The organism is Caballeronia sp. INML1 (genome assembly GCF_023631085.1).
Taxonomy (GTDB): Bacteria; Pseudomonadota; Gammaproteobacteria; order Burkholderiales; family Burkholderiaceae; genus Caballeronia; species Caballeronia turbans.
The window spans coordinates 93,791-106,107 of sequence record NZ_JALQDT010000010.1 but is presented as its reverse complement, the minus strand read 5'-3'; the positions used below and the strand labels follow the sequence as shown (position 1 = coordinate 106,107).

At 67.4% G+C, this 12,317-nt stretch carries 5 protein-coding genes; 1 reads left to right on the top strand and 4 read right to left on the bottom strand.

All coding sequences use genetic code 11. The features are described 5' to 3' along the window. Positions 1-18 precede the first annotated feature (18 nt). Genes arfB through recC form a run of 4 tightly spaced genes read right to left on the bottom strand, consistent with a single transcriptional unit; the run spans position 19 to position 9,563 of the window. Complete coding sequence (gene arfB, locus NCR38_RS04495) at positions 19-432, bottom strand: alternative ribosome rescue aminoacyl-tRNA hydrolase ArfB (RefSeq protein WP_409219257.1); 414 nt, start codon at positions 430-432, stop codon at positions 19-21. A gap of 25 nt (positions 433-457) precedes the next feature. Then, positions 458-2,467 (bottom strand): AAA family ATPase, encoded by a 2,010-nt coding sequence (locus NCR38_RS04490; protein ID WP_061119912.1) that lies wholly within the window; start codon positions 2,465-2,467, stop codon positions 458-460. Further along, entirely contained in the window at positions 2,464-6,168 is a 3,705-nt protein-coding gene (gene recB / locus NCR38_RS04485; RefSeq protein WP_250476501.1) for an exodeoxyribonuclease V subunit beta, read from the bottom strand. The genes NCR38_RS04490 and recB overlap by 4 nt, the downstream gene beginning before the upstream one ends. Further along, positions 6,165-9,563, bottom strand: a complete 3,399-nt coding sequence (gene recC, locus NCR38_RS04480; RefSeq protein ID WP_061119914.1) for an exodeoxyribonuclease V subunit gamma — start codon at positions 9,561-9,563, stop codon at positions 6,165-6,167. Before recC ends, recB begins: the two co-directional genes overlap by 4 nt. A gap of 195 nt (positions 9,564-9,758) precedes the next feature. Between recC and NCR38_RS04475 the strand changes: the two genes are divergently transcribed. Beyond that, a complete protein-coding gene (locus NCR38_RS04475; protein ID WP_061119915.1) occupies positions 9,759-12,308 on the top strand; it encodes an FUSC family membrane protein in 2,550 nt (849 codons plus the stop codon). Positions 12,309-12,317: the final 9 nt, after the last annotated feature.

The following is a 12,317-nucleotide window of genomic DNA, read 5'->3' as shown; positions in this document are numbered from 1 at the left end:
CTTCCGATCAAGTCCAACTCAATCCCCCCGCACCGGCCCCCTTCCCGCCTTGATCGCACCGCGCTTCACCTTGCTCTCCACGCGACGCCGTTGCGATGCGCGCGTCGGCTTCGTCGCGATCCGCTTGCGCCGCGTGACGGCGACACTCCGAATGAGCTCATCCAGCCGCGCGAGCGCCGCCGCGCGATTCATGTCCTGCGTGCGATGCTCCTGCGCCTTGATGACGATCACGCCCTCGCGCGTGACGCGGCTGTCGGTGAGCGCGAGCAGGCGATCCTTGATGTGCTCCGGCAGCGACGACGCGCGAATGTCGAAGCGCAGATGGATCGCGCTCGACACCTTGTTGACGTTCTGACCGCCCGCGCCTTGCGCGCGCACGGCCGTCAGCTCGATTTCGTTCGGCGGCACGGCGAAGCTGTCGGTCATCGTCATCGGTCGGCTCCTTGTCGTCCTGCGTTCATGTGAGACGCCGCATTCTCGCGGCGAGCCCGGAATCGCGCCGCGTCGGCTCCCGGACGGCCTGCGCGAAGATCGCCGCGGAGCCGATCACTTCGACCCTGCGCTTCGCACGCGTGATCGCCGTGTACACCAGCTCGCGCGACAGCACGCGCACGAACGTGCCGGGCAGCACCAGCGCCGCGTGCTCGAATTCCGAGCCTTGCGATTTGTGCACCGTGAGCGCGAACGCGGTGTCGTGCGGCGGCAGCGCGGCGGGCGACACGTAGCGCAGCGCGCCATCGGCCATGCGGAACGCGACCCGCAACGAGCCGTCCGCGCCCGGCAAAGCGATGCCGATATCGCCGTTGAAAAGTCCGAGCGCATAGTCGTTGCGCGTGACGATCACCGGCCGTCCGGCGAACCACTGTGCACCGAGCGCAAGCGCAATGCCGGCCTGCTCGCGCACTTTCGCCGCGATGCGCGCGTTCACTTCATCGACGCCGCGCGGCCCCTTGCGTGTCGCGCACAGCACGCGGAAGCGATTGAGCGCGTCGAAGAGCCGCGTGTGATCCGCTTGTGTGCCGTCGAGCACGGCGCAGAGCGCATCGGCATACGGCGCGAAGCCGTTGGCGAGACGGGTGAGCGTGCGCTCGGACAGCGCAGCGTCGCCGTCGTCGAAAAGCACGGCCGCGCGCGCGCCGGATGGATCGAGCGCATCCAGCGCGGCCTGTTCGTCGCCGTTGCGAATCGCGATCGAAAGACGCCCGATGTCCGAGTCCAGCCCGAAGCGATAATTCTTCTGCAGCCAGACGACGCAATCGGTGAGCGTGGCTTCCCCTTCCTTGCCGGCGTCGCCCCAGTCACCGGGCAGCGTATCGAAGAGCGCGCCGTAGCCTTCGGAATCGTCGACGGGCGCGGCGTCGAAAAGTCCCAGTTGCGGCTGGCGCTTCGGCATTTCCGCATGCGGCAACGCGGCTTCGAGCCGCTTCGCATCGATCGAGAGTGCCGAGGCGATGCGCGCCACACCCGCGACGCTGAACGACGGCTGCGCGCTCAGCTCGGCGAACACCGCGCCGGCTTCCACGGCCGACAACTGATCCTTGTCGCCGAGCATCACGAGACGGCTCGCCGGCGCGACCGCTTCGAGCAGATGCGCCGCGAGCGCGACGTCGATCATCGAGGCTTCGTCGACGACGATGACGTCATACGGCAAAGGATTGTCGCGATGATGCCGGAAGCGCCCGTCCGACTGCACGCCGAGCAGCCGCTGCAAGGTGAACGACGTCCGCGGCAGGCGCTCCGCGAGTTCCGGCGGGAGTTTGTCCGCGCGTTCGATGAGCGCCTCCTGCATGCGCTGCGCGGCTTTGCCGGTCGGCGCGGCGAGCGCGATGCGCAGTTCCGGATCGGCATCGAGCAGGCACGCGAGCACGCCGACCACCGTCGTCGTCTTGCCGGTGCCCGGCCCGCCGCTCACGATCGTGAGCCGTCCGGCCAGCGCCGAGAGCGCGGCGACGCGCTGCCAGTCGATGTCGTCGTCCTTGCCCGGACCAAAATAACGCGCAATGCGCCCGGCTTGTTGCGCGATGTCCTCCCGCGAGACGGGCGCGCGCGCATCGCGCGAGCGTTCGACGAGCGCCCGGGCCAGCCGCCGCTCGTAATCGAAATAGCGCGCGAGGTAAAGCCGCCCATCCTCGTCGATGACGAGCGGCAGCAGATCGGCGGCGTCCGCGCGTGCGTCACTGCGCGCGAGGCACGCGACGCCGCTCGCGAGCAGCGCGTCGCGGGCTTCGGCGAAGCGTGCGTCGTGACGCCGGGCGAGCGCGGCGAGCGACAGGCACACGTGGCCTTGCGCGGTCGCGCGGCTCATCGCGAGCGCGGCGCGCTCGGCCCACAGCACGCCGCGCTCGTTTGCGCCCAGCCGCGCCGCGAGCGCGCTCAGGCGTCGCGCGAAGCCTTCGGCGAGGGCCGCGCTTTCGTCCGCAAGCGCGGGCACGGGGCGCGCCGCTTCAATTTCATCGAGCGTGCTCATGCCGCGCCTCCCGACATCAGGCGATCGAGCGCTTCGACGAGTTCCAGCGACGGGCGTCCGCGATGCACGCCGCTTGCCGATTCGCCGTCACGCCAGCCGGGACGAACGCCGCGCACGAAGAGATACAGGTACCCGCCGATATGCGTGTCGTATGCATAGTCCGCCAGACGCGCGCGCAAGTAGCGATGCAGCGCCACCACGTAGATGAGCGCCTGAAGGTGATACGCATGGTCCGCCATCGCCGCGGCGAGCGGCGCGGCGGCGTAGTCGGATGCGGCATCGCCCAGATGATTCGACTTCCAGTCGATGATCCAGTAGCGGCCTTCATGCTCGACGATCATGTCGATGAATCCCTTGATGAACCCGCGCAGCGCGCCGTTTTCGAGCGCGACGTCGGGAAAGCCGTGCGCGGCCAGCAAACGCCGCAACGCGGTGAAATCGAGTGCTTGCGCCGGAAACAGAAACTCCAGCTCGTTCATGCGGCGCGTCATCGCGATGGTTTGCAGCCGCATGGCGGGCGCGATCTCGGCGGCGACCGTATCGGCGAGCAGGCGCAGCATCATCGGACGCAGGCGCGAAGCGAGCGCTTCCGGCGCAGGGGTCGGATGCTCGTGCAGCGCGCGCTCGACGGCAGCGGGCCAGCCGGATGGCTCGGTGAAATCCGCAAGCTCGAACATGCGATGCAGGCACTCGCCCGCCGCCGCGCCGCGCGGGAACGCGAGAATGTCGTCGGGGGCGAGTTGCGAATCGTCGCGTGGGGACGCCGCTATTCGCGCGGCGTCATCGAGCGCGGCGAGTTCGTCGTGATCGGGACGCGCTTCGACGGGCTGCGCCTGATTCGCCTCGTCGCGTGCGCCGGCCGCGATCAGCGCGCTGAAACTCGCCATCCGCCAGCGATCGCGCAGGATGCGCTGATTCACGCGCGCGGCGATTTCGTGGCGATGGGCGGCATCCGCGACGAGCGGCTCGCGCATGTCGATCACGGGCAGAGGCGCGACGCCGATCGCGCCGCCCGAGCGCGCGGCGACCGCATGCCAGGCCGCGACGATGTCCGCTTCCTCGGGCGGCGCCTCGCAGAACGCATCGAAGTCTTTCCCGTTGCCCGCGACGAGCCAGTTGAGCACGCTGCGGCGCGATTCCTTCGTCGAACGGTTCGACACATAGAAACCCGCGACGACGTAACAGCGGAACACCGCGCGCGTCAACGCGACGTAGACGAGACGCGCGCGCTCGGCCGCCTGCTCGCGCGCGATCAGCGCGCTCACGCGATCGTCATGCTCGCCTTCGATGCCGTAATGGAGCACGGCTTCGCCCGTGTCGTCGTGATACTCGCGCGCGTCGGGCAAGCCCGATTTCGACGAATCTCGTGACGCGCCGTCGTTCAAAAACGGGCAGAACACGACCGCATATTCCAGTCCTTTCGACTTGTGAACGGTCACGATCTGCACGAGATTGCGATCGGATTCGAGACGCAACTGCGCTTCCTCGCCGCCGCCCTGCTGCTCGCGTTGCGCGGCAAGCCAGCGCAGCGTCGGCGCGATCCCGGGCTGTTCGGCCGAACGCGCCTGCAGCAACTCCGCCAGATGATTCACGTTCGTGAGCCTGCGCTCGCCGTCGGGCCGCGCGACGAGACGCGTCGCGATCGACAACTCGCGCGCGAGCGTGCGCCACATCACCGCGAAGCCGCGCTCGTGCCAGATCGTGCGATAACGCGAGAAGCGCTCGACCCAGCTCGTGGAATCGATCGGCGCGCCGTGCGGATCGGCCGCGTCCGCGTGCTCCAGCCGCCAGAGCGCGGCGGCGTCGAGCCCGAACCAGTCGGTTGCGAGCGCCGCGCGCAGACGGCGCAAGTCGCCCGGCGTGTCGATGGCGGCGAGCACGCGCTCGATCTGCTCTGCATCGGGCGAGCCGAACACCGACGCCTGCGCGAGCTCGACGCTGCCGATGCCCCATGCGGCAAGCACGCGCTTCACGAGGCTCCCCTGCCGATGCGTCTGGACGAGCACCGCGATATCGCCCGCCGAAAGCGGCGCGCGGCCGATCGTCACCTCGCCGCGCTGCGCGCCGCGCAGCAGCCGCGCGATCTCGGCGGCGCAGGCTTCGGCAGCGTCGCGCTGCGCGCTGGTTTTCAATAGCGCCGATTCGCCGTCCGGCAGCATCCACACACAGAAATCGGCGATGTCGGAATAAGCTGCGGCCGGCGTGGCGTCGACGAACGGCCCGCGTTTGCGGGTGCCGGCACGCACCGGCTGATAGTCGAGCCCGTCGAGAATGAACGCCGCCGGATTCGCTTCGAACACGCGATTGCACGCCTCGATGATCTGCGGCGTCGAGCGCTGGTTGACCGCGAGCGTATAACGCGCGCTCGCGCCTTCGCGCGCGGCGAGATAGGTGTGCAGGTCGGCGGCGCGGAAGCTGTAGATCGCCTGCTTCGGATCGCCGACGAGAAAAAGCGGCCCGTGCGGCGCGAACACGCGGTTGAAGATGGCGTATTGCAGCGGATCGGTATCCTGGAATTCGTCGATGAGCGCCGCCGGATAGCGCGCGCGCAACGCCTCGGCGAGCCACGCGTGCCTGACGAGCGCGTGATGCAGGTTCGACAGCAGATCGTCGAACGATACGACGCGGCGCGCGCGCTTTCGTGCGGCGAGTTCTGCGGGCGCGTGATCGAGCCATTCGCGCACGATGCCGAGCCACATCGCGCGCTGCGACGCCTCGGCAGCGGCGGCGGTCACGGCGAGCGCATCGGCTTGATCGAAGAACGCGTGCACCGGCGGCGGGTGCTTGCCCTTGGTGCCCTTCGCGAGCGCGGTGGCGGTGAGCTTGAGCGCTTCCTTCGGCGGCGGCGCATGACAGTCGGCGCTGGCGAAATAGTCGGCCCACGCGTCGATCGCCGCATCGATGATCGTGCGCTTGTGCGTCGTCTTGTTGAGGATGGCCTCGGCGTCGAAGAGCAGCTTCGCGATCGTGTCGCGCTCGGCGTGCCACAACGCGCAGGCCTCATCGAACAGCGCCTGCATGTCCGCCGATTCGGCGGCGTCCGTATCACCGAAGCGCAGCGCAGCGAGCGGCTTTTTCAGACGCCGGGCGAGCTGCGCATCGAGCGATGCCGGTCCCGCGCCCTTCGCGACGAGCCACGACGCGAACGACGGCGTGCGCGCCGCGACCGGCTCCACGCGCTCGCGCCAGAAATCCGCCGCGAGCTCGAAACGCAGCGCGCTGTCGTCGGCTTCCATGTCGAACGCGAACGGCATCGCGGCGGCGAACGGCGCTTCCTGCAGCGCGCGCTGGCAGAACGCGTGAATCGTGTGGATCGCGGCCTGATCGAACGTCGACACGGCGATGCGCAAGCGCTTCGCGGCCTCGTTTGCGTCGATTGCGGCGAGCGTCGTTTCGAAGAGTTGCTCGATGAACGGATCGCCGGCCGCATCGCCGTTTTCGATCGCATGCGCGACGCCCGCGAGCCGCGAGCGGATGCGTTCGTGCAACTCGGCGGTCGCGGCCTTCGTGAAAGTCACGACGAGAATCTGCTCGACCGACAGGCGCTTTTCGAGCAGCAGCCGCACGTATAGCGCGCAGATGTTCCAGGTCTTTCCCGTGCCGGCGGAAGCCTCGATCTGGTTCACGCCATCGAGCGCGCAAGCGAAGACATCGAGTTCCTGCACGCCGATGTCATCGACGGATGCCGTGAGATTCGTCATGCGGCGCTTTCCAGATGTTGTACGAGCGGCTCGAACACGATGCGCGCGAGCGCGGCGAAGGCATCGTCGAGCGTGAGATCCGCGCCGCGAAACGCGATGCGAAACACCGGGTCGTCGGATTCGGCGTGTGTGCGTTCGGACTCCCACGCGGCCTGCGCTTTCGAATCGCCCTCTTTCACCTTGAGCCACGCGCTTTTCGGAAAGAACCTGAGCGGCATGCGTCGTCCCGCGCGATAGAGCGCCGCCAGCGCGGCGAGATGCGCGAGCGGATCGGCGACGGGCATCAGCGCGAAATCCGCCGATTGCGCCCCGCGACCGTGCCAGATCGTGCGGCGCGGGCCATCGGGGAGCGCCGCGCAATACGCGAGATGCGCGAGCCACGCGGACAAGTAATCCCGCGCGCGCGGCGTGTCGTAGCGATAGATCACCTGGCCTTGCGGCGTGAGCGCATTGAGCGTGCCGACGAGCGTCATCGGACGAATGTCGATGAGTGCGTCGTCGTGTGCGCCGAAGAGCGCGATGCCGGCGGTGTCGGGCCAGCGCGGCGCGAGATCGAGCGAGAACGGCAGACGCTCGACACCCGCGGACGTCGAAGCGCGCACGCGTTCGGCCAGTTGACCGAGCGCGTGAAGCTCGCGCGCCTGCCACACGCCGCCCGTCGCGCCGCCGGGCATTTCAGGACTCGCGCGCGCGACGCGTCTCGCGCGTTCGCGTGCGGCACGGTCGCCCTCGTCGGCGGCTTCGAGCAGCGCGGGCAGCACGCGCGCGGCGAGCGCATCGCGGCCCGCGAAGCCCAGTTCGAACGGCTCGGTCTCGTCGAGCTCGGCTTCGGCATCGACGAGCGCGATGCCGAGACGGTCACGCAACAGCGCGCGCGCGGGATGACGCCAGAAGCGCACGAAGTCGTCGAACGCGACAATTGCGACGTCGTCCTCCTGCGGCAAGGGCGCGGAGAAAAACCGCGCGACGGGCTGCGATTTGCCCGACTCCAGTGCGCGAGCGAGTTCGGCGCGCTCGGGCTCGTAGGTGAAGAGCCTGCCGTGCGCGTGAAAATAGTCCGGCGCATAGGGCTGCAACGGGTGCTCGAACACGAAACGTGCGCGGGCCTCTGCGAGTTCACTGGGTCCGGCATGCCTGCCCGCGACGGACTGCGCGAGATAGTCGAGCAGCTCGTCGATGAGCGCGGCGGGCGGCAGCACCGCGTTGTCGCGGATACTGCGCCCCGTGTACGCGATCATTAACCGATCGCGCGCGGCGAGCATGAGATCGAGGAACAGGTTGCGCTCGTCATCGCGGCGCTGGCGGTCGCCGAGCTTGCCGAAACACGCCATCAGATCGAACTCGTCGGCGCGCGTGAGGCTCGGAAGCATGCCGTCGTCCATGCCGAGCAGGCACACCACGCGATAAGGCAGGCCACGCAGGCTCGTCAACGACGAGAACGTGACACCGCCCCACGGCACGCCGCCGCGCGCGGGATCGTCGAGCGTATCGGTGAGCGCGGTGCGGATCACGGCGGCCGATACGTCGGTATCGCCCGCGCCTTCGTCCATCGCGGCGACGAGCGAATCGACCGCGCGGCGCACGTCGCCGATGGCGTCGGTGAATGCGATGCCCGCGTCGAAGAAACGCTCGAGCGCATCGAGCAGCAAAGCGCCCCACGCGCGCGCGGTGCGCGGCGTCGCGATGCGCTCGGCGAACGCGTCGATATCGTCGACGAAGCGCGTCAGACGGCCGAGCAATTCGGCATCGGAGCCGTTCGCGCCTTGTATGGGCAGCCACTCGCCTACCGGTGACCCGCCCTCGGGCAACGCGTAGCCGAGATAAAGACGCGTGAGCGCATCGGCGAATGTGTGGCGCGCGGCGGGCACGTCCGCGGCGGTGACTTCGTCCGGCCGTAACCCACGACGCGCGCCCGCGGCGGCGAGCCATGCCTGCGCCGTTTCGAGCGCGATCGCGTCGATGCCGTAACGCGCCGCGATCGCATCCACACGCAGCCATTCCACGAGTTCGGGCGCGCCGACGCCGCGCTCGGTAAGCGCGAGCCAGTCGATGAGCGCGCGCGCGACGGGATTCGCCTGCGACGGCGGCAGGCCCGTGATGCGATACGGAATGCGCCGCCGCTCGTTGCTCGCGCTCGCGGGCGCGGTGCCGAAGATGCCGTCGATGAGCGGCCCCGCCACCGCGAGGTCCGGAAACGCGACGAGCACATCAGACGGCTCCAGGCCTTCGATGTCGTCGAACCAGTCGAGCAGACGATCGTGCAGCACTTCCAGCTGGCGCGACAGGCTATGACAGACATGCACTTCGATGCCGTTCTCCACGATCGTTTCAGGCTGCGGCTGCGCGTTCTCTTCATCGAGCGCCAGGATGCCGTTCTGCACGCGCGCGAGCCACGTGGGCGCGGGATTGTCCTCGAAGAGTTGCCGCTCGCTCGAGGCCGCGCTTTCGGTCAGCTCGTGCAGCATGTGCAGTTGCGCCTGCGTCTGGCGGCCCCATTCGGCAAGCAGCGGATGGCCGACTTCCTGATAATCGGCTTCGCCCTTCAGCTCGAGCTGCTCGACGCGCGCCGCGCTCACGATGTCGTACCAGAACTCGCGGCAGGGATTCTGCGCATAGACGCGCACGTCGATCCAGCGAGACAGCTCGCGCAACAGCGCGATATGCAGCGGCGGCATTGTCGGCAAGGCAAACACGCTGATGCGGCGCGGCCATTGCGCGCGCATCACGGCATCGAGGTCGAGGCCGGGCGCGTCGGCGAGAAAGCGGTACGCGGGCGGCGTCGGATCTTTCTCGTCGCCGTTCGCATCGCGTGCGAGATCCGCGAGCAACGCGCGCCAGAGGGCCGCCTGCCAGCGCTCGTCCTCGCGTTGAATATCGTTCGCGCCGGAAAGACGCGGGCCGCGCGCATCGGTCCTGGCGCCGCTGCCCGCGAGAATCGAGCCGCCCGCCTGCCAGTGCGTGAGCCACTCGGGCCGATACGTCAGATAGTGATCGAAAACCGTCGCGATGCGGCGCGCTAGCTCGTAGCGCATCGAGTCGTCGGCGGCGTTGAGATACGTGGACAGCCGCGCCGAATCGCCGATCGACGGATCCTCGAAGAGCCGGTAGCAGCGCCACGCAAGCCGGTCCGGCGCGAACGGCGAATATGCGGGCACGGGCAGCACGCGTCCGATCTGCGCCCAAAGCCATTGCGCGAGATAGCAAAAATCGACGTTCGCGCAGATGCCGAAGCGCTCGGCCATGTCGAGTTCGAGCCGCCGCCGCACGGCCGCGCTCGGCACGATGACGGCTTCGCGCGCGAAGGGATCGCTCTCGCGCATCGCGAACGCGTCGAGGTCCTCGAAGAGCGCCGCGGCGAGCGTCTCGTGACGATTCGAATAAAAGAGTTCGAGCATGGAAGCGGCGTGCTTTGCGGCTTGAAATGGGGGGATTTGAAAAGCTTTGCAACGTTCAGGCGCCAGCATAGCAAAGCGGGCGCGGCGGCGAGAACCTGGCCGAATGGCCGAGGGTCGAAGCCCGGGTGAGTTGGGTTAGACTCGTTTCTCGCCTCGTCCCCTTAGAACATCAACGAGCGTCAAGACAGGAAGTCGATGCGTTATTCGTTCGAAATCAGGAAGTTCATCTACAGCCAGTATTTCTTCGGCGGCTTGCGCATCGCTTTGGGCGTGTCACTGCCCGCCGTCCTCATGCTCATCGTCTTCGACAATCGCGAGCTCGGCTTCACGATCGCAACCGGCGCGCTCGGCGCGTGCGTCGTCGACATGCCCGGGCCGCTCAGGCACAAGCACAACGAGATGCTCGCCTGCACGCTGATCGGCTTTCTTGCGGCGCTCGCAACAGGAATCGCGACGGCGCATCCGCTCACGCTCTGGCTGACCATCGTGCCATTGACCTTCGTGCTGTCGCTGATCGTCGTCTATGGCAATCGCTGGCCGCAAATCAGCTTCGCGACGCTCTTCATGATGGTCGTCACGCTCGAAGAGCATTTCACGCCCTTGCAGGCGCTCATCAACGCGTCGTGGATTCTCGTGGGCGGCCTCTGGTACACCTACTGGGCGACGCTCGTGAGCCGCCTGCTCGTGTATCGCATCGAGCAGCAGGCGCTCGCCGAAAGCATTTTCAGTTGCGCGGAGTACCTGCTCGCGCGGGCCGAGTTCTATGACGGCGACGCCGATCTCGACGAGTGTTATCGCGTGCTCATCGAAAAGCAGATTGCGGCCGTCGAGCGGCAGGACGCGGCGCGCGACATCGTGCTGCGCAACCTGCCGAAAGTGAAAAGCGGCAAGCTCGACGCGCGGCGCGCGCGGCTCTTCAATCTTTTCATCAACGTGGTGGATCTGCACGAGTTCTTCGTCGGCGCGCACACGGACTATCCGCTCGTCAGAAAGACCTTCGCGGGCTCGGACGTGCTCATCTTCTATCGCGATCTGATGCGAAAGGCGAGCGCGGATCTCGAGGAAATCGGCCTCGCCGTGCTGCAGAACAAGCCGGCCGGGCGGCAGATCAGCATGAAGGCCGAATTGCGCGCGATCGAATACGAACTCGAACTGATGCGCAAGCACGGCCTGCCGGAGAAGAATCCCGAAGCGTACACGGCGGCAGCGGCGGTGTTCAGGCGGCTCTGGAGCGCGACGCGACTCATCGACAAGATGCGTCGCCGCACACGCGACGACGCGAGCCCGATCGAGACCGAAGTGCAGATCGATCACGCATTGTCGCGGTTCATTTCGAGCCGGCGCGTGCCGTTCATGCAGATCTTTTCGAATCTCACGATGGCCTCGCCGAGCTTTCGCCACGCGCTGCGCGTAACGATCGCGGTTGGCATCGGTTACTGGCTCGGACGTCTGCTGCCGCTCACGAACGCGTACTGGATCGTGATGACGACGGTCATCATTCTGAAGCCCGGCTATTCGCTCACGAAGCAGCGCAATACGCAGCGGATCATCGGTACGGCGATCGGCTGCGCGGTGACCATCGCGCTAATTCTCTTCGTGAAAGAGCCGCATATCCTGCTCGTCGTCATGTTCGCGTCGATGGTGATGAGCTATAGCCTCCTGCTCTTCAACTATGCGGCGAGCGTCGTGTTCACGTCGTCGTATGTGCTTCTGATGTTCCATCTGCTCGCGCCCGGCAGCTTGCGGCTGATCGGCGAGCGGGCGATCGACACCGTGGTCGGCTGCGCGATCGCCATCGCGGCGAGCCATCTCTTCCCTTATTGGGAATACCGGTTGATGGGCAAGCTCGTGAAGGATCTGCTCGCCGCGACGCGCAATTATCTGGAAGCCAGCTGGTGGTGGAAAGCGAAGCCGGCCACGCAGGCCGAGAAGGCGCGCGCGGCTTCGTCATCGGCGGTGGAAACGCCCGTCGAACGCGCCGTGTTCGCCGATGCCAACGCCGGCGCGGTGGCGGCGGCGTTGCCTGTCGAGGCGCCCGCGCAAACGGTGACCATCACGGCGGTCGCGGCCAGCGAGCCGGGCACCGTCACGCCGCCGCTCGATCCGGCGCTGGTCGTCGATTCGCAGATGAAAGCCGCGAGTGCCACGGCGCAGCGGTTGTCGTCGGTGAGTATCGGGGAAAGCACGGCGGCCACGGCGAGCAAGGGCGCGTCCGCCGCGGCAACGGTCGCGGCCACCGCGCTCGATCGTGACTTCCGTTATCGGCTCGCGCGCAAGAACGTGCACATCGCTTTCGCCAATCTCGCGCAAGCGTTCCAGCGCATGATGCTCGAGCCGAAGGCGCAGCAACGGTATGTCGCCGAATTGAACGATCTGCTCGTGCAAAGCCATGTCCTCGCCTCGCAGATCACCGCTGTGGCGCCGCTCCTGCAGTCGCTCAACGAAGCGGGCGGCCAGCCGTTCGAACCGGTGCAGCGCACGTTCGGCATCGTGCGCGACAATCTCGCCGGCGCCGTCGGCGAACTGCCTGCCGCGCCCGGGCCCGATGCGCCGCCCGCACAGACGGACGCGCTCAAGGAACTGCGGCGCGATCTGGACAAGATGGTCGTCGATGCCGAGCGCGCGCAAGCGCTGCCCGCCGATGCGCTTCACGATCTCAAGCTGCTCGCGCATCAATGCAAACAGATGCTGACCGCGTCATCGCTCATCGGCAAGGACGCGGCGCAGATTCGCCTGCCGGTCTGAACGCGACGT